Origin of the sequence: Shinella sp. H4-D48, from assembly GCF_022637395.1 — a bacterium.
Taxonomy (GTDB): domain Bacteria; phylum Pseudomonadota; class Alphaproteobacteria; order Rhizobiales; family Rhizobiaceae; genus Shinella; species Shinella sedimenti.
The window spans coordinates 1,295,183-1,313,705 of sequence record NZ_CP093337.1; the positions used below are offsets into that span (position 1 = coordinate 1,295,183).

At 64.1% G+C, this 18,523-nt stretch carries 11 protein-coding genes; 7 read left to right on the forward strand and 4 right to left on the reverse strand.

Annotated elements, in window-relative coordinates; all coding sequences use genetic code 11:
• The first annotated feature begins 72 nt into the window (after positions 1–72).
• The 3 genes from MNR02_RS06125 (at position 73) to MNR02_RS06135 (ending at position 4,877) form a co-directional block, all read left to right on the forward strand.
• On the forward strand, positions 73–1,491 hold the full coding sequence (locus tag MNR02_RS06125) for an amidase (RefSeq protein WP_241948459.1): 1,419 nt from the start codon (positions 73–75) through the stop codon (positions 1,489–1,491).
• Positions 1,492–1,881: 390 nt separating this feature from the next.
• On the forward strand, positions 1,882–2,946 hold the full coding sequence (locus MNR02_RS06130) for a DUF2778 domain-containing protein (protein WP_241948460.1): 1,065 nt from the start codon (positions 1,882–1,884) through the stop codon (positions 2,944–2,946).
• 227 nt (positions 2,947–3,173) lie between these two features.
• On the forward strand, positions 3,174–4,877 hold the full coding sequence (locus MNR02_RS06135; protein WP_241948831.1) for a PAS domain-containing methyl-accepting chemotaxis protein: 1,704 nt from the start codon (positions 3,174–3,176) through the stop codon (positions 4,875–4,877).
• A 36-nt stretch (positions 4,878–4,913) separates the two neighbouring features.
• Here the strand turns inward: MNR02_RS06135 and MNR02_RS06140 are convergent, their stop codons facing one another.
• A complete protein-coding gene (locus MNR02_RS06140; protein WP_241948832.1) occupies positions 4,914–7,388 on the reverse strand; it encodes an ATP-dependent helicase in 2,475 nt (824 codons plus the stop codon).
• A 377-nt stretch (positions 7,389–7,765) separates the two neighbouring features.
• Here MNR02_RS06140 and MNR02_RS06145 point away from each other — a divergent pair, with 377 nt between their 5' ends.
• The 4 genes from MNR02_RS06145 to MNR02_RS06160 all read left to right on the forward strand — a co-directional run bounded on the left by MNR02_RS06145 (position 7,766) and on the right by MNR02_RS06160 (position 17,445).
• Positions 7,766–8,932, forward strand: a complete 1,167-nt coding sequence (locus tag MNR02_RS06145; RefSeq protein WP_241948461.1) for an efflux RND transporter periplasmic adaptor subunit — start codon at positions 7,766–7,768, stop codon at positions 8,930–8,932.
• Positions 8,932–12,087 carry an efflux RND transporter permease subunit gene (locus tag MNR02_RS06150; RefSeq protein WP_241948462.1) on the forward strand — a complete coding sequence of 1,052 codons (3,156 nt, stop codon included), beginning with the start codon at positions 8,932–8,934 and terminating at the stop codon, positions 12,085–12,087. The genes MNR02_RS06145 and MNR02_RS06150 overlap by 1 nt, the downstream gene beginning before the upstream one ends.
• Positions 12,088–12,179: 92 nt before the next feature.
• Complete coding sequence (locus MNR02_RS06155; RefSeq protein WP_241948463.1) at positions 12,180–13,601, forward strand: FAD-binding oxidoreductase; 1,422 nt, start codon at positions 12,180–12,182, stop codon at positions 13,599–13,601.
• Between the two features lie 43 nt (positions 13,602–13,644).
• Positions 13,645–17,445, forward strand: coding sequence for an AsmA family protein (locus tag MNR02_RS06160; RefSeq protein ID WP_241948464.1), 3,801 nt, complete (start codon positions 13,645–13,647; stop codon positions 17,443–17,445).
• Here MNR02_RS06160 and MNR02_RS06165 read toward each other — a convergent pair.
• From MNR02_RS06165 to MNR02_RS06175, 3 genes are all read right to left on the reverse strand, one after another.
• Positions 17,438–17,668, reverse strand: coding sequence for a ribbon-helix-helix domain-containing protein (locus tag MNR02_RS06165; RefSeq protein ID WP_241948465.1), 231 nt, complete (start codon positions 17,666–17,668; stop codon positions 17,438–17,440). The two genes, MNR02_RS06160 and MNR02_RS06165, sit on opposite strands and share 8 nt — an antisense overlap.
• Positions 17,669–17,738: 70 nt before the next feature.
• Entirely contained in the window at positions 17,739–17,936 is a 198-nt protein-coding gene (locus MNR02_RS06170) for a DUF4169 family protein (protein WP_134649520.1), read from the reverse strand.
• Positions 17,937–17,944: 8 nt separating this feature from the next.
• Positions 17,945–18,466: an SspB family protein gene (locus tag MNR02_RS06175; protein WP_241598548.1), complete on the reverse strand. Its 522-nt coding sequence runs from the start codon at positions 18,464–18,466 to the stop codon at positions 17,945–17,947.
• Between the last annotated feature and the right edge of the window lie 57 nt (positions 18,467–18,523).

Sequence of the window (18,523 nt, forward strand, 5' to 3'; positions counted from 1 at the left end):
CGTCCATACGCGGGCTGGCGCTTCGATTTTCCACCTGCTAGCTCTTGCTCGAACAGATTGCCGGAGCAGACCTTGCAGGACATTACAGACCTTTCCGCCCTTGATCTTTCCACCGCCATCGCCGAACGTCGGCTCGATTGCCGAAGCGTCATGGCGGCGTATCTGTTGCGGATCGAGGCCATCAATCCCCGCATCAACGCTGTCGTGAGCCTGCGGCCGGCCGACGCGCTTCTGGCCGAGGCCGAGGCGGCTGACAAGGCGCTTGCGGCCGGCGATTATCACGGCTGGCTGCACGGCATTCCCTTCGCCGTGAAGGATCTCGCCGAGGCCAAGGGTATTCTCTGCTCGTTCGGCTCGGCCAACTATGCTGATTTCGTGCCTGACTACGACGATATCCAGGTCGAGCGCATCCGTGCCGCTGGCGCCATCATCATCGGCAAGACGAACGCGCCGGAAATGGGCCTGGGCTCGCACAGCTATAATCCGGTGTTCGGCGTCACCCGCAATCCCTATGACACCACGAAGAGTGCGGGCGGCTCGTCCGGCGGCGCCGGGGCAGCGCTTGCCGCGCATCTTCTGCCGGTCGCCGACGGCAGCGACATGATGGGCTCGCTGCGCAACCCCGCCGCTTTCAACAATGTCGTCGGTTTCCGCCCGTCCTTCGGCCGCGTGCCGTCGCTCAGCACGGAACTCTTTCTTGGCCAACTCGCGGTGAATGGCCCCATGGGGCGCACCGTTGCCGATGTCGCCGCACTTCTCGCTACGCAGGCCGGTTACGATGCGCGCGATCCGCTCTCGCTCGCTGACGAGGACCTTTCGCCGGACGCCAGCCGCGATTTTTCCGGCGCCCGCATCGGCTGGCTCGGTGATTTCGGCGGCTATCTGCCGTTCGAACCTGGTGTGCTGGAGCTGTGCCGCACTTCGCTCGACGTGTTCCGGCGGCTCGGCTGCACGGTGGAGGAGGTGGCGCCCGGTTTCGACATGGCTGCGCTCTGGCAGACATGGCGGACGCTTCGCCATTTCCTCGTGTCGAACGGTCAGGCGGCTGATTATGCCGATCCCGCGCGCCGCGCACGCATGAAGCCGGAAATGATCTGGGAGGTGGAGAACGGCCAACGGCTGTCGGCGGGGGAGGTCTACGCGGCCTCGCTCGGGCGCAGCGAATGGTATCGCTACGTCGCCGGCCTTTTCGAGCGCTACGATTTCCTTGTCCTGCCGTCGGCGCAGGTCTTCCCGTTCGATGCCGAACTGGACTGGCCGAAGAGCATAGCCGGAAGGTCCATGGACACCTATCACCGCTGGATGGAAGTGGTCATCGGACCGACGCTCGCCGGGCTTCCGGTTGCGGCCATGCCGGCCGGTTTCGGCGCGAACGGCTTGCCCGCCGGTATCGAGATCATCGGCCCCGCGCGGGCGGATCGGGACGTGCTTTCCATGGCCGCGCGCTATGAGAAGGCGACGGACTGGCTGAGCCGGCATCCCCAGTTCTAGGGAGCCGATCACCGGCGGACACGCGAGCGCCGCATTTCCATGACAGGGAGCCTTGCCGGGCGATGAGGATCCGCCCGGCCTGTTCCCGCAAAAACATGGGGCGCCGTAAAGGAATTGCTTACCATATTTCGTCATTCTTTACCCGTTCGGCAGGAATCGGAGGCGCACAGCCCCACCCGCCGCAAGCGTAACGGCTTCCGCAGGATGTTGTCTGCGGCCGCGCCGAGTAACGAGTATCGGGTAACGAGTATCATGGCGTCTGTGTACAGTTCCGCGCGTTCCGCGTCGAAATCCCGTCGGGGTCGTTCCGGGGGTATTCTTGTCAGCGCATTGCTTGCCTGCGGCGTTTTTGCCGGGTCTGCCTGGGCCGTCGTCTCGACGCTCGGGGCCATGCAGCAAGCAGCCTCATCGCTTTCGGAGAGCAAGAAGCACCTTGCCCTCTCGGTGAATGGGCAACCGGTTTCGGACGACAAGATCCAGGCCGAGCGCAATCTCAAGATCGCCAAGTTCTCGCGTCTGTCGCCGCCGTCCGAGAGCGATATCCGCCAGAAGCAGCTGACCGCCGAGGCGATCCAGGCCGCGCACCAGCGCAAGATCTCCGTCCAGCTCGCCTCGGCCGTCAAGCGCGAGAAGCAGAAGGCGATGATGATCGAGGCCGCCTTTGCCCGCGCCGAGCGTACGGTCGAACAGGAGAAGGCGATCACAGGGCAGCCTGCGCTGGTTACGGCGCTATTGCCGGATGACTCGGGCCGCAAGAACATCCAGCCGTTCGGCCTCGTTATGGCGAAGCCGGACGCCGAGGACGAAGACGAGGATTTCCTGGCGTCGATCCCGTTGCCCGAGGCACGACCGGCGCTGGAGACGGTGACGATCGAGCGCAAGCCGGCCGCCGAGGAAAAGCCGGTCGCCCGCACAAAGCGCGATGAGGCGAAGGACAAGGACGAGGATGTCGCCTTCGCCAAGCCGGAGCGCTCGCTGTTTGGCGATCTCTTCAAGAGCAAGGGCAACGGTTCCGGGTGGCCCGGCAAGGGAACGCGGGTTGCGATCTACGATGTGTCCAACGCCACCGTTCACATGCCTGACGGCACCAAGCTGCGCGCCCATTCCGGCATCGGCAAGATGCGCGACAACCCGCGCTACGAGCACGTCAAGATGAACGGCCCGACGCCGGCCGGCATCTATCGTCTGCGGATGCGTGAAAGCCGCTTCCACGGCGTCGAGGCGATCCGCATGCTGTCGGTCGATGGCCGCGACCCGAAGAACCGCACGGGCCTGCTCACCCACACCAACCTCCTGCGCGGGCAGAAGGGATCGCATGGCTGCGTCGCCTTCCAGAACTACGAACCCTTCCTGAACGCCTTCAAGCGCGGCCATGTCACGATGCTTGTCGTGGTGCCGGAACTGCCTTCTTCGCGCAACCAGCTCGCAGCGCTCTATCGCAAGGCAGGCGCCTGAAGCATCGCCCATTCTCTTGATACGAAAACCGGTGCCAATGCGCCGGTTTTTGTTTTTCAGGGTGAGCCATGTCGGCGACTGCACCTATTTTTATCAAATGTCAGCTTTCCCGCCGCCTTGGTTTAGCAATCGCTAAGAATTTTAGGCGATTTCTGGTGTTGCCGCAGATCGAGCTGCGGCGTATTGTGTTTCCTCTGGGGTGATACGTGGGTGCTTTTGATTTCGGAATGAATGCGCGCGCCGTTCTTGCGGCGGTGAACCGCTCGCAGGCGATCATCGAGTTCGACCTGACAGGCCGCATCCTCCATGCCAATGGGAATTTCCTCCAGGCGGTCGGCTATACGCTGGCGGAGATCGTTGGCAAGAACCACCGCATTTTCGTTGCGCCGGAAGAAGCGCAGTCGGCTGCCTACGCGACTTTCTGGGCCAATCTGGCGAAAGGCAATTTCGATCGCAGCCAGTACCGGCGCATCGCCAAGGGCGGCCGCGAGATCTGGATAGAGGCGTCCTACAATCCGGTCTTCCGTGGAGGCAAGCCTTACAAGGTCGTGAAGTTCGCGACCGAGATCACCGGCTTGAAGCTCAAGGCGCTGGAAGACGAGGGCAAGCTCGCGGCTCTTGGCCGCGCGCAGGCCGTCATCGAATTCACGCCCGAGGGCGACATCCTCACGGCCAATGCCAATTTCCTTTCAACGCTCGGCTACAGCCTTGCGGAAATCGTTGGCCGCCATCATTCCATGTTCTGCACACGCGATTATGCCGCGAGCCCGGAATACGCGCGGTTCTGGGAGCGGCTTGCCGAAGGGCAATTCGTTTCGGACCAGTTCACCCGTATCGCCAAGGACGGCAGCAGCGTTCACATCCAGGCCTCCTACAACCCGATTCTGGATGCTGACGGGAAGGTCTTCAAGGTCGTGAAGTTCGCGACCGATGTGACGGAGCGCGTGCGCACGATCTCGGAAATCGGGGCAGGGCTCGGGCGCCTTGCCGAATGCAATATCCGCGTTACGATCGACGACGCCTTCGTGAGCGAATTCGAGCCGCTACGGCGTGACTTCAACAATTCGATCGCGGCATTCCAGGACACGCTTTCGCTCGTTCTCGACCAGACCTATGTGCAGAACCGCAGCGGTCAGGACATGCGCAAGGCCGCCGAGGAGCTCTCCGAGCGCACGCGCAAGCAGGCCGTTGCGCTGGAGGAGACGGCCGCCGCGCTGACGCAGGCGACCATCGCCGTGCGTTCCTCCACCGAGCGCACGCGCGAGACGCGTCAGCTCGTGCAGGATGCGCGCATATCCGCCAGCAGCTCGGCCCAGGTGGTCAACGACACAGTGAGCGCGATGCAGCGCATCGAGGCCGCCTCCAGCGAGATCGGCCAGATCATCGGTGTCATTGACGAGATCGCGTTCCAGACCAATCTTCTGGCGCTCAATGCCGGGGTCGAGGCGGCGCGTGCGGGCGATGCGGGCAGGGGCTTTGCTGTCGTCGCGCAGGAGGTTCGCGAGCTCGCGCAGCGCTCCGCCAAGGCAGCCCGCGAGATCAAGACGCTGATCACCAATTCAGGCACGGAAGTGCAGGATGGCGTGCGCCTCGTGGGCGAAACCGGCCGGGCGCTGCAGGAAATCGGAAGCTTCGTGCAGAAGATAGACGAGAATGTCGATGCCATCGCGACTTCCGCCGCGGAGCAGGCTGCGGGCCTCGAGGAGATCAGTGCCGCCGTCTCCGATGTCGACCGCATCACGCAGGAGAACGCCGCGATGGTGGAGCGCACGACTGCCACGAGCCAGACGCTGGCCGAAGGCGCGGTCAAGCTCAGCGATCTCGTCAACCGCTTCCAGCTCAACCGTCGGGCCCGTCGCCGTGACGGCAGCGAAATCTGGACGCCGGAAGAGCGCGCCGCGCGTTTGGGTACGATGCGCAAGGCATCCTGATCCATCGATAAAGCCGCGGGGCCGGCCTCGGCCCCGTCAGGCCTTTTCGACGAAGCCGTCGAGCACGCGCTTCTGGCCGGCACGGTCGAAATCGATGGTCAGCTTGTTGCCCTCGATCGACGCAATATTGCCGTTACCGAATTTCAGGTGGAAGACGCGGTCGCCGATGGCGAATTTCGACGGCTCGCTGGTCGCCGACTTGGCGATCAGTTCTCCTTCGATGGTGCGGCCGCGGGGGCCGCTTTCGCCGTAGCCGATACGTTCCACGGCGTGACCGGAGCGCGAGCCCCAGTTGTCGCGCGTCGCGTCGGTGCGGTTTGCCTGCGCACGCCGCCAGCCGGGCGTCGAATAGGCGTTCTGGAACGGCTCCTGCTTGTCGAAGCGGGACTGGCCATAGCCGCCGCCGCGGCCATAACCGCCATAGGACTGCTCGACCTCCGCAACCTCCACATGGCTGTCCGGCAGTTCGTCGAGGAAGCGGGATGGCAACGTCGATTGCCACAGGCCGTGAATACGCCTGTTGGAAACGAACCAGATGTGGCAGCGGCGCTTGGCGCGCGTGATGCCGACATAGGCGAGGCGGCGTTCTTCCTCGAGCCCGGAGCGGCCGCCCTCGTCGAGCGAACGCTGGTGGGGGAACAGACCTTCCTCCCAGCCTGGCAGGAACACAGTCTCGAATTCGAGGCCCTTGGCCGAGTGCAGCGTCATGATCGAGACGGCGTCGAGATCGGCATTCTGCTCTGCATCCATGACCAGCGAGACGTGATCAAGAAAGCCGCGCATGGATTCGAACGCTTCCATCGAGCGGATGAGTTCCTTGAGGTTGTCGAGGCGCCCCGGACCTTCCGCCGACTTGTCGGCCTGCCACATCGCGGTATAGCCGCTCTCGTCGAGGATCTGCTCGGCAAGCTCGGTGTGCGGCATCGTCTCCAGCAGCGATTGCCAGCGGCGGAAATCGGTGACGACGTCGAACAGCGACTTGCGGGCCTTTGGTTTCAGCTCGTCGGTCTCGATGATATCGGCGGCGGCGGCGAGCATGGGTATGTCGCGCGCGCGGGCATAGTCATGCAGGTTGCGGATCGTCGTATCGCCGAGGCCGCGTTTGGGCGTGTTGACGATGCGCTCGAAGGCGAGATCGTCTGCCGGCTGGCTGACAAGGCGGAAATAGGCGAGCGCATCGCGGATCTCGAGCCGCTCGTAGAAGCGCGGGCCGCCGATGACACGGTAATTGAGGCCGAGCGTGACGAAACGATCTTCGAATTCGCGCATCTGGAAGGAGGCGCGCACGAGGATGGCCATGTCGTTCAGCTTGTGCTGCTTGCGTTGAAGCTGCTCGATTTCCTCGCCGACGGCGCGCGCCTCTTCCTCCGAATCCCAGGCTGCGTGGACCACGACCTTGTCGTCATCGGGGTCATGCCGGTCGGTGAAGAGGGTCTTGCCGAGCCGGTCCTCGTTATGGGCGATCAGGTGGCCGGCGGCACCGAGGATATGGGCGGTGGAGCGGTAGTTACGCTCCAGCTTGATGACCTTGGCGCCGGGGAAATCCTTCTCGAAGCGCAGGATGTTGTCCACCTCCGCGCCGCGCCAGCCGTAGATCGACTGGTCGTCGTCGCCCACGCAGCAGACGTTCTGCGGCGTGCCTTTCGGGCGCTGGGCGAGCAGGCGCAGCCACATATATTGCGCCGTGTTGGTGTCCTGGTACTCGTCAACGAGGATGTAGCGGAACTTCTGATGGTACTCCGCCAGCACGTCCGGATTGGCGCGGAACATGCGGATCGGATGCAGAAGCAAGTCCCCGAAGTCGCAGGCGTTCAGCGTCTTCAGGCGGTTCTGGTAAGCGGTGTAGAGTTCGCGGCCCTTGCCGTTGGCGAAGGCGCGGGCGTCCCCTTCGGGGATCTGTGCGGGGTCGAGGCCCTTGTTCTTCCAGCCGTCGATCATGCCAGCGAACTGCTTGGCCGGCCAGCGTTTGTCGTCGATGTTCTCCGCCTGGAGCAGTTGCTTGATCAGCCGCACGACATCGTCGGTGTCGAGAATGGAAAAGTCCGAGCGCAGGCTGACGAGCTCGGCATGCCGGCGCAGCAGCTTCACGCCTATGGAGTGGAAGGTGCCGAGCCAAGGCATGCCTTCCACGGCGCCGCCCACGAGCAGGCCGATACGTTCCTTCATCTCGCGCGCGGCCTTGTTGGTAAAGGTCACCGCCAGAAGCTGGCTCGGATAGGCGCGGCCGGTCGCAAGGATATGGGCGATGCGGGTCGTCAGCACCCGCGTCTTGCCGGTACCGGCACCCGCAAGCACCAGAACCGGCCCGTCGAGGGTCTCGACAGCTTCACGCTGTTCCGGGTTGAGGCCGGAGAGGTAATCGGGCGCACGGTTGGCGTCGCGCGCCGCCATGGCGCGCGCGGCGATGCCAAGACCCGATCCGCCGCCGGCTTTCGGCGCGGGTGCGGCCGCAGAGGTGCCGAGCTGCGGGTCTTCATCGAAGAAGGGAATATCGTCGTAACCGCTCATCATGCGGCTCAATGTAGTGATTCGGGACCGAAAGGCCAGTTTTGCGTTCTGCTTTTATTCCGCGGGGAAAAAGATCGGCCCGAATATTGTGGAAATGGCGGCTGGTCAGGCTCTCCGAGCGCTTGCTTCGATTGGTGTATCCCCGCGGCTTATCGACCTGTCGCGCGCCCGCCGTCAACAAGGCCGCCGCGTGTTCACGGGAGGGCGCGCCACGTCCGTTCCGCAGTCCTGTCTTACGTTTCTGTAACGAACCGGCGGGGCAATCTTACAATTCCGTAATGATCGGATTCTTTCATTGCCGGTTCATTTCCAAACCGGGATACTCGCCCTATGTCGCGATGCAACATGTCGCGGTTTGCTTTTCATCGGAGAAAGAGTGCATGCGGGTTTGGAAACAGCTCCTTCTTGGCGTCGGCGTCATTTCGGCCGGCGTGCTGCTGTGGGGCCGTTTCGTGCCGGGCGCGAACGGTGTTCTGGAGGCTGCCGGCCTGCCGGAAACGGTTGTCGCCGCGATTGCGCCGGCCGGTAATGGCAACGAGCAGGCTGGCGGCAACGGTGGTGGCGGGCGTGGCGGCGTCGGCGGCGGCCCGGCCCTCGTGGTGACCAAGCCCGTTTCCATGGCGCTCGTCAACGACCGGCTGAATGCGATCGGCGACGGCGAGGCGATCCGCTCGGTGACGGTGACGCCCTATGCCTCCGGCAATCTTACGGAGGTTCTCGTCCAGTCCGGCAGTCGGGTCGAGCAGGGGCAGGTTATCGCCCGCCTTGATAATGACGAGCAGAAGATCGCGGCCGATCAGGCTCGCGTCGCCCGTGAAAGTGCCGAGCAGAAGGTAACCCGTCTGACGAACCTGCGCTCCTCGACCAGCGCGGCCGATCTGCAGGACGCCGAGACGGCGCTGAAGGCGGCGGAGCTGGCCTTGCGCAATGCGGAACTGATGCTCAGCCGCCGCGATATCACCGCGCCCTTCGGCGGCACGGTCGGCATCATCTCCGTCAATCCCGGCGATTACGTCACGACCACCTCGGCGATCGCGCGTGTCGACGACCGTTCGAAGATTCTTGTCGACTATTGGGTGCCGGAGCGCTTTGCGACGAACATTCGCGTCGGCGGAGAAGTGACGGCCACCGCCGTCGCGCGTCCGGGTGAAACCTTCACCGGCACCATTCAGGCGATCGACAACCGCATCGACCAGGAGAGCCGCACATTGCGCGTGCGTGCCCAGATCGAAAACCCGCAGGACCTTTTGCGCGCGGGCATGTCCTTCCAGGTGACGATGCATTTTGCCGGCGACCGCTATCCGAGCGTGGATCCGCTTTCCGTGCAATGGAGTGCGGATGGGTCCTTCATCTGGCGCGTCAGCGGCGACAAGGTCGAGCGCGTGCCCGTGCATATCGTCCAGCGCAATCCCGATATGGTTCTCGTGAAGGCTGACCTTGCCGATGGCGATGCCGTTGTCGTCGAAGGCGTGCAGACGCTACGGCCGGGCGGGACGGTACGCACCGCCGCCGAGCGACAGGCCCCCGCCGGCGCGGAGGGCTCGTAATGTCGGGTGATCCGGTGGAGGCCAACGGCGGCGGCAAGGCGGGCTTTACCGCGCTCTTCGTTCGCCGGCCGATCTTCGCGCTCGTTCTGAACACGCTGATCGTGGTCGCGGGTCTTGCCGCCTTCAACGGCGTTGAAATCCGCGAGCTGCCGTCGGTCGACCAGCCTGTCATCAGCGTCACCACCGATTTCGACGGCGCATCGCCCGAAACGGTCGACCGCGAACTGACCGATATCATCGAGGGCGCGGTCTCGCGCGTGCAGGGCATCAAGGATATTTCCTCGACGTCATCCTTCGGCCGCAGTCGTGTCACCCTCCAGTTTTCCGACACCACGGATGTCAACCAGGCGGCAAACGACGTGCGCGATGCACTCGGTCGTGTGACGAACCGCCTTCCCGATGGCGCCGAGGAGCCGCGCGTCGTCAAGGCGGATGCGGACAGCCAGCCGATCATGCGGCTTGCGCTTACCTCCGACACTCAGTCGCTGGAAAACTTGACGCTGCTCGCCAATAACGAGATCACAGACCGGCTCGCCTCCGTGGAAGGGGTTGCCGACGTTGTCGTCTACGGTGACCAGGAAAAAATCTTCCGCGTCGATGTGGACCAGTCGCGGCTTGCCGCGCGCGGCCTGACCGTGGCCGATCTGCGCAATGCGCTGGCGACGGCTGCCTTCGACGTGCCTGCCGGTTCGCTGAAAAGCCAGAGCCAGGACATCACGGTGCGGGCAACGGCAGACCTTGCCACCCCCGCCGATTTCGAGAACCTCATCCTGAAGAACAGGGTGCGCCTTGGCGATGTCGCAATGGTGACGCTCGGCCCAGACGATGGCTCCACTGCGCTGCGCTCGAACGGCCGCGCGGGCATCGGCCTTGGCATCATCCGCCAGGCGCAGTCCAACACGCTCGATATCTCCGCCGGCGTGAAGACCATGATCGGGCAGTTCGGCGATGTGCTGCCGCCGGGAACCGAACTCAAGGTGACGAGCGACGATGCTGTCTTCATCGACGGCGCCATCCACGAGGTCGAGATCGCACTGGTGGTCGCCGTCCTCATCGTGACGCTCGTGATCTATCTCTTCCTGCTTGACTGGCGCGCAACGCTGATCCCCACGATCAGCATGCCGATCGCATTGATCGGTACGATCGCGGCGATCTACATGGCCGGGTTCTCCGTCAACATCCTGACCCTGCTCGCCATCGTGCTGGCAACGGGACTGGTCGTGGATGACGCGATCGTGGTGCTGGAGAACATCGTGCGCCGCCGTGCCGAAGGCCTGAAGCCGCGCGCAGCGGCTGTTCTCGGCACGCTTGAAGTGTTCTTCGCCGTCATAGCGACCACGGCGACGCTCGCTGCCGTCTTCGTGCCCCTGTCATTCCTGCCCGGGCAGGCGGGCCGGCTGTTCCGCGAATTCGGCTTCGTGCTTGCGTTCGCTATTCTGCTCTCGTCGTTCGTCGCGCTCACGCTCTGCCCAATGCTTGCCTCGCGCATGCTGACGAAGGACATGACGCACGGGCATACGGGCCTGCTCGCGCGCATCGGCGGGGCTGCTTCGCGCTTCTATCGCTCGACGCTCGGCGCCTGTCTGAGCGCACCCGCCATCGTTTTCGTCGTTGCGTTGCTCTTCACGGCTGCGGGCGCCACGTCGTTCTTCACCATCAAGTCCGAACTCACGCCCACCGAGGACCGGTCCATGGTGATGCTGCGCGTGAACGCGCCACAGGGCGTGTCGCTGGAATATGCGCAGGACCAGATGCGGCGCATCGAGGGCAAGCTGCGCCCGCTCTACGACAAGGGCGAGATCGTCAACATCTTCTCGATTTCCGGGCAGGGCGGCTCGACCAACAGCGGCTTCATGGTGCTGACGCTGGCGCCGTGGAGTGAACGCGACCGCAGCCAGCAGCAGATCGTGCAAGACATCAACACGGCGGTCGCCGAGGTGCCGTCGGTCCGCACCTTCGTCATGCAGCCGAACAGCCTCGGCATCCGCGGCGCCGGCAACGGTCTTCAGGTTGCGCTCATTGGCAACGACTATACCAAGCTTGGCAATGCGGCGGCCGAACTGGTGCGCAAGATAGAGGACAGCGGGCGCTTCCAGAACGTTCGCCTCAACTACGAGGCCAACCAGGCGCAGCTCTCCGTGACCGTCGACCGCGAGCGTGCGGCCGATCTCGGTATCGAGATCACTGGCCTGTCCGCCGCCCTGCAGGCCATGCTGGAGGGCACCAGCGTTGTCGATGTCTATGTCGAGGGCCAGTCGTATCCGGTCAAGCTTTCCTCGACCACGACGCCGATCAACGATCCGATGGACCTGGAGAACATCTTCCTGAAGACCGCAGACGGAAAGATCGTGCCGATGTCGTCCATCGCCACGCTGGAGGAAAAAGCCGTAGCACCCCAGCTGTCACGCGAGCAGCAGCTGCGCGCCGTGTCGCTTTCGGCCGGTTTGAAGGATGGCCTGGCGCTCGGCGAGGCGCTCCAATTGGTGCGCGAGATGGCCGAGCCGCTGCTTCCTGAGGGATCGCGCGTACTGCCGATGGCGGAAGCCGCAACGCTGCAGGAAAATTCCAACGGCCTCTTCATCACCTTCGGCTTCGCGCTGATCATCATCTTCCTCGTGCTGGCCGCGCAGTTCGAGAGCTTCGTGAGCGCCATCATCATCATGGTCACGGTGCCGCTCGGGCTCGCGTGTGCGGTGTTCGCGATGATCGCGACGGGTACGTCGCTCAACATCTACAGTCAGATCGGACTGGTGCTGCTTGTCGGCATCATGGCCAAGAACGGCATTCTCATCGTGGAATTCGCCAACCAGCTGCGCGACCGCGGGCAGAATATCCGGAGCGCCATCGAGAATGCCTCGAACACCCGCCTGCGCCCGGTTCTTATGACGATGATCGCGACAGTCGTCGGTGCCGTGCCGCTCATTCTAGCGAGTGGCGCGGGCGCCGAGGCGCGCATCTCGCTCGGCTGGGTTCTGGTGGGCGGGCTTGGCCTTGCAACCGTTGTGACGCTCTACCTGACGCCGGTCGCCTATCTTGTCATCGCGCGGTTCACCAGCCCGCATGCGGACGAGGAGCGCCGCCTTTCTGCCGAGTTGCAGCATGCTGCCACGATGGAACGCCGCGAGGAGCCGCCATTGCCGCAGGCGGCGGAATAGGCGCTTCTAAATGCTGCCGTGGGGCTGCGATTGGCGCTGGACAGCGCAGCGTCAATTTGCACAGTAACGCCTCACGGATGTGAGGGCATATTATGGCACTGGCGGATATCAGGCGCGGCACACGCAACGACACGGGCATCGCCGCGGCGCTTTCGCAACTGGCGGCGCGCTTCGGTCAGCGCTTCCAGACGGGTGATGCGATCCGCGTCCAGCATGCGCACACCACCACCTACATACCGGCCCAGCTTCCCGACGGCGTGGTCTTTGTGGAAAATGCCGAGGACGTGAAGGCAGTCGTGACGATCTGCGCGGCGCTGAAGGTGCCGGTCATTCCTTTCGGCACCGGCTCCTCCCTGGAAGGCCAGGTGAATGCGCCCGAGGGCGGCATCTCCATCGATTTCAGCAACATGAAGCGCGTGCTTTCGGTCAATGCCGAGGACCTCGACTGCACGGTCGAGCCCGGCATCACGCGCGAGGAACTGAACACGTATCTGCGCGATACCGGACTTTTCTTTCCAATCGATCCGGGCGCCAACGCCTCGATCGGCGGCATGGCCTCTACGCGTGCCTCCGGCACCAATGCGGTGCGCTACGGCACGATGAAGGACAATGTTCTGGCGGTTACGGCGGTGACGGCAACGGGCGAGGAAATCCGCACTGCACGGCGTGCCCGCAAGTCTTCGGCCGGTTACGACCTGACCCGGCTTTTCGTCGGTGCGGAAGGCACGCTGGGTGTGTTGACCTCAGTCACGCTGCGCCTCCAGGGCATTCCCGCCGTCATTGCCGGTGGGATCTGCGGCTTCCCGACATTGAAGGATGCCTGCAATGCCGTGATCATGACGATCCAGCTTGGCATTCCCGTGGCGCGTATTGAACTGCTGAACACCCTGCAAATCAAGGCCTGCAATGCTTATTCAGGCCTGAGCCTGCCGGAACAGCCGACCCTTTTCGTGGAGTTCCACGGCAATGAGGAGAGCGTGCGCCTGCTATCGGAAGAATTCGGCGCCATCGTCGCCGAGTGCGGCGGTGGAGCGTTCCAGTGGAGCGCCGATGCCGACGAGCGGGCGAAGCTGTGGAAGGCGCGGCACAACGTCTATTGGGCGTCGAAGGCGCTTCGGCCCGGCTATGAGGCGATTGCGACCGATGTCTGCGTGCCGATCTCCCGCCTGGCCGAATGCGTGGCGGAAACGGAGCGCGACATCGAGGATCATGGCTTGCTTGCGCCGATCGTCGGACATGCCGGGGACGGCAATTTCCATGTCTGCGTCGTGTTCGACGACAAGGATCCTGTGCATATCGAACGGGTCGAGGCCTTTGTCGATCGGCTTGCCGCACGCGCACTCTCCATGGATGGCACCTGCACGGGCGAGCATGGAATAGGGCAGGGCAAGCAACGCTTCCTGCCGGAAGAGCTTGGCGGCGCCGTCCACCTGATGCAGCAGATCAAGCACGCCCTCGATCCTGATAACATAATGAACCCCGGCAAGATTTTTTCGTCACCTCCGGCGATTTAGACGCTATCCTCTGCGCGATTGAAGGACATTCGAGGCATGCGGCGTGCTTTCTAGGATTGGGCTAATCGTTGGCGGCTTGGTGGTCGTGGCGCTCTTCGTGGCGCTTCTCGCGCCCCTGTTCGTCGACTGGACCAGCTTTCGGCAGGATTTCGAGCGTGAGGCGAGCCGCATCATGGGGCGGCCCGTCACCGTGCATGGCAGCGTCGATGCCCGGCTGATCCCCTTTCCATCCGTGACGCTCAACGACGTGCGGGTCGGCTCGCCCGAGGACGGCCAGCCGCTGGTGGAGGTCGCGCGCTTCTCGATGGATGCGGAACTTGCGCCGTTCCTGTCCGGCGAAGCGCTGATCTTCGACATGCGCATCGAGGAGCCGAAGGCGCGCATCAAGCTTTTCAAGGACGGCACGCTGGACTGGGCGCGTGGTCGCAAGTCGGATATCCCGGCCCGCACCGTCATTCTTGAAAATGTCTCCATTACCGATGGCGAGATCGAGTTTGTCGATGAGCAGACCGGCCGCACCCGCCATGTAACGGGCCTCGATGCGCAGATTTCCGCGAAGTCGCTCGGTGGCCCATGGCGTATCGACGGGCGCGGCGCGCTCGATGGCGAAGCCGGTGCCTTCCAGCTTTCAAGCGGTCAGGTGGAGGATGGCGCGCTCTCGCTGCGCACGCGCATCGTGCCCGACCGGTTGTCCTTCACAGCCGATCTGGACGGTGCCCTGAAACTCGTCGATTTCCGCCCGCAATACGATGGCGGGTTTACCCTGTCGGAAAAGCCGCGCGCCAAGGGTGATAAACCCGCCGATCCGATCCAGGTAGCCGGCAAGTTCGAGCTTTCCAACGAGCGCATCCGCGTGCCGGAATATCGTCTGGAGGCGGGCGCGCAGGCTGATCCCTACGTGGTGACCGGCGAAGCGACGCTCGATACGGGCCGCGTGCCGGAATTCCTGCTTGTTGCCAATGGCCAGCAGATCGATGTCAACCGCATCGGCAACAGCGGCGAGGCGGGCAAGACGGGGCGAAATCCGCAAGTGTCCGCCCGCCAGCGGCTTCAGGCACTGCTGGCGATTGCCGCCGACATTCCCATCCCGCAGGTGCCGGGGCGCGCCAGCCTGCTGCTGCCGGCAATGGTCATCGGCGATACGACGGTGCGCGAAATCCGGCTTGACGTGAAGCCGGATGGCGATGGCTGGCTCATCGACCAGGCGAACGTGCTTCTGCCCGGCCGTACGACGCTGGAGGCCAAAGGACGGCTGACGCTCAAGGAAAACCGCGGCTTTGTCGGCGATCTGCTGGTCGCGTCTAACCAGCCGTCCGGGCTTGCAACGTGGCTCACGGGCTCCGTCGATCCCGAAATTCGCAAGTTGAAGACGGCCGGTTTTTCCGCTCGTGTGAACCTTGCCGACGAGTTGCAGCGGTTCGAAAACCTTGAAATCGCCATTGGCGGCGCGAGCCTGTTGGGGCGGATGGAGCGTGAATCGCGCGCGGATGCCGTGCCGGCGCTCTCGCTGCAACTGCAGGGCAACGAGGTGCGGCTGGAATCGCTTCAGGCGCTTGTCGGCCTCGTGGCTGGTGATGCCTCGCTTTCCAGCATCGCCAGCAACGCTATCGCGCTCGACCTCAAGGCTGACAGGCTCATTGCCTTCGGCGAGACAGCATCCGGCGTCAATGCCGTCCTCTCTGCCAAGGATGGAGAACTCACGCTCAACCGTTTCAACGTGGCCTCGCTGGCGGGCGCGGCGATTTCGGCAAAAGGCACGCTCGGCGGATCGCTGGATGCGCCGGACGCCGGGCTCGACATGACCGTCAAGGTCGAAGCAATGGAACCACTCGCGGCCCTGCTGGCGCGCCATCTGCCGGCGCATCCGCTGCTCTCGCGCTTTGCCGAGAATGCTGGCTACTATGAAAACGCCGATCTTGCCATGCGCATCGCCGCTTCTGTTCGGGAGGCGAGCCCTGCGACAGCCACCCTGTCGGGGTCGGTTAATGATGGGCGGGTCGATATCACGCTGTCGGCCGCGAGCCTTTCGGACTTGCTGGCGGGTCGCAATTTCGAACTGAACGGCAGCCTGTCCAATCCGCGCACCGTGGTTCTCGCTGGCCAGGCGGGTCTCGTCCCGCTTCCGTTCGATGCCGATCCGGATGGTAGCATTACGGTCGACGCAAAGCAGTCCGCTGAGGGTTCTGCTGCCGTGTCCGCTACTTTCAAGGCTGGAAACACGACGGTATCAGCCAAGGGCACGGCAGCGCTTTCGGCGGCTGATTTCCTGAAGGGTTCACTCGAGCTTTCGGTCGCCAGCGATGACATCGAGCCCTATCTGATGATGAACGGCATCGCCATGCCGCAGGCGGGCACCGGGCTGCCGCTGACAGTGCAGGCCAAGCTGGACACCGGCGCTGAGAGCGTCGCGATCACCGATATTGCCGGCAAGGCCGACCGCAATGCATTTTCAGGCACCCTGGCCTTCGATCGCACAGCGGCCGCGCTGAAGGGCACGGGCTCGCTGCGTTTCGACACGGTTGATTTCGCTTTCCTCGCCGAGGCGGTGGGCGGGCCAGTGACGGATGTGGCCGATGGCGGTCTGAACAGCGCGCCGCTGACGCAGCCCTTGCTGGACAACGCCGATGTCGCGGTGGCGCTGGAAGCCGGTGCGTTCTGGCCAGGCCTTTATGGCGCCGTTGAAGGTTTCAAGGCAAACCTTGCCTGGAAGGGCAGCGAGTTCACGCTGACGGATATGGAGGGCGACTGGCTGGGTGGTCAGCTTTCCGGCCGCGTGAAGGTCTCTAATGCCGAGGAGAACGGCCTGTTCGAGGCGCGCATGGACCTTGCCGGTGTCGATGTCTCCAAGGCGGTCTGGGCCGGAGCCGACGGTGCGGTCGCAGATGGCAGGGCGGACGTGACACTGGCGGTCGATGCCTCGGGCAAAAGTGTGCGCGGCATGGTGGAGGGGGCCAGCGGCTCAGGCGAGGCGAATATTTCCGATCTCGTGCTGCACGGCCTGGACACCGCGGCCTTTCCCGCGCTGCTCGCTGCGGCCGACGCGATTGAGGGCGACATCACGCCGGAGCGTGTGGCGGTCTTTGCCGCCGATAGCATCCTGAAGGGTGAGGCATCGCTCGGTGCGGTGCGCGTCCCGCTTGCGCTTGCCAGCGGCAGGCTGCGTGCGCAGAGCGTTGCCGCTGAAAACAGCGCCGCGGCGCTGTCCGCCGACGCGGATATCGATCTTGCCGGCGATGCGATGACGGGCCGCCTCTCCGTCACCTTCAAGGCGGGTGGGGATGCGCTGGCTGGTGCCGCGCCCGAGGTGTCGCTCGACTATCGCGGTCTTGTCGAGGCGCCCGGCGTCACATTCGATGCGCAGCCTCTGGCCAACTATCTCTCCCTGCGCCGCTTCGAGACGGAGCGCCGGCGCGTCGAGACGCTTCAGGCCAATGTGCTGGAAAAACAGAGGTTGCGGCGCGAGGCGGCGCTTTACCGCGCACGCGCCGATGAACGCGCGGCCCGCGCCGAGGCCGAGCGCCTTCAGATGGAGGAAGAGCAGCGCCGCCGCGTCGAGGCCCAGGAGCGCGCCGAGCAGGAACGGTCTACCCGGGCGGCAGCCGAAGAGGCCGAGCGGGCGCGGCGCAACGCGGAAGAGGACGCCCGGCGTATCCTTGCGGCGCAGGAAGAAGCGCGCAGGCTTGCCGAACAGCGCGCCGCGCAGGAAGCCCGCAAGGCGGAGGAAGAGGCGCGTCGCCGCCGGCTGCCGGTCACGGGCGGGGAGGCGGTGGAGCGTGGCGGCGAGCTGCCGCCGGCCGACGGCGGGCGTAGCCTGAACTTCGAAAGCCTGCCGGGCGTCAACTGATCGCGCCGTCCCGCACCTTCTTCTTCAGCCATTCCAGCACGTGAAGCCGCAGTGCGGACGACAGGTTGTCATCGACCGCACGCGCATCGTCGATCTCGCGGATCAGTGCGGCGACAGGCACCGCCCGTTCGTCTGCGATAGCTTTCAGCTCGTCGTGGAAAAGCGGCTCGAGCGAGAAACTCGTGCGGTGGCCATGCAGCGTGGTGGAGTATTTTCTGATCATACCGATCGTGGTGTCTGGCTGGGGGAGATTGGCAGATCGATTCCGGTTCCGGCGGCAAGCCGTTGAAAGATCACTCTTTCGTCTCGTCGGGCCGCTCGATGCGGCCCTGATCGAGCGTGCGCCTCGCCTTGTCGTTGAGGGCATCCGTCAGCGTCTTCTCGGCCTTGGTGCGGCCGAAGGTCAACCGGTTCTGCTCGGCCTGCCGCTCCTTTTCGGAGCGGGCCTTCTGTTTGCGGAACTGGCGAAGGTTGACGACGTCGCCGCTCATGCCGGCGCTCAGTTCTTCTTGCGGAAGGAATCGAGCGAAACTACGGAGCCGCCCTTGTCGCCTCCACCGCCCGTTGGGGGTGTGGGTTCCTCGACGGGCTCCTCAGCCTTTTCTGCGACCGGGTAGGCGGTGATTTCGGCCGAGTGCTCGTCCTCGCCCTCTTCTTCAGCGGCGGGAACGTCGAATTCCAGCTCGAAGCTGACCGAGGGGTCATAGAAGCCGCGAATGGCGTTGAAGGGGATGACGAGCTTTTCCGGTGTGTCGGAGAAGGACAGACCGATCTCGAACAGGCTCTCGGTGACCTTGAGGTCCCAGAACTGGTGCTGCACGACGATGGTCATCTGCTCGGCATATTTCGCCTTGAGGTGCTGGGAGATGCGCACGCCGGGCGCATTGGTCAGGAAGGTAATGAAGAAATGGTGCTCGCCCGGCAGGTGGCCGGTGACCGCGACTTCGGACAAAACCTTGCGAATGACGCCGCGCAGAGCGTCCTGGGCGAGAATGTCGTAGCGAATGTGGTCTTGCGCCATCCGTTCCTGTCTTTCTTTCTGATGCCTTTGTCTTCAGGCATTGCACTTCTTCTCGTG

Coding starts and splice junctions, on each gene's coding strand:
- MNR02_RS06170 (WP_134649520.1), bottom strand. CDS start 17,936: ATGAGCGGCGACGTCGTCAACCTTCGCCAGTTCCGCAAACAGAAGGCC.
- MNR02_RS06140 (WP_241948832.1), bottom strand. CDS start 7,388: ATGATGAGCGGTTACGACGATATTCCCTTCTTCGATGAAGACCCGCAG.
- MNR02_RS06145 (WP_241948461.1), top strand. CDS start 7,766: ATGCGGGTTTGGAAACAGCTCCTTCTTGGCGTCGGCGTCATTTCGGCC.
- MNR02_RS06155 (WP_241948463.1), top strand. CDS start 12,180: ATGGCACTGGCGGATATCAGGCGCGGCACACGCAACGACACGGGCATC.
- MNR02_RS06175 (WP_241598548.1), bottom strand. CDS start 18,466: ATGGCGCAAGACCACATTCGCTACGACATTCTCGCCCAGGACGCTCTG.
- MNR02_RS06130 (WP_241948460.1), top strand. CDS start 1,882: ATGCAGCAAGCAGCCTCATCGCTTTCGGAGAGCAAGAAGCACCTTGCC.
- MNR02_RS06165 (WP_241948465.1), bottom strand. CDS start 17,668: ATGATCAGAAAATACTCCACCACGCTGCATGGCCACCGCACGAGTTTC.
- MNR02_RS06150 (WP_241948462.1), top strand. CDS start 8,932: ATGTCGGGTGATCCGGTGGAGGCCAACGGCGGCGGCAAGGCGGGCTTT.
- MNR02_RS06135 (WP_241948831.1), top strand. CDS start 3,174: ATGAATGCGCGCGCCGTTCTTGCGGCGGTGAACCGCTCGCAGGCGATC.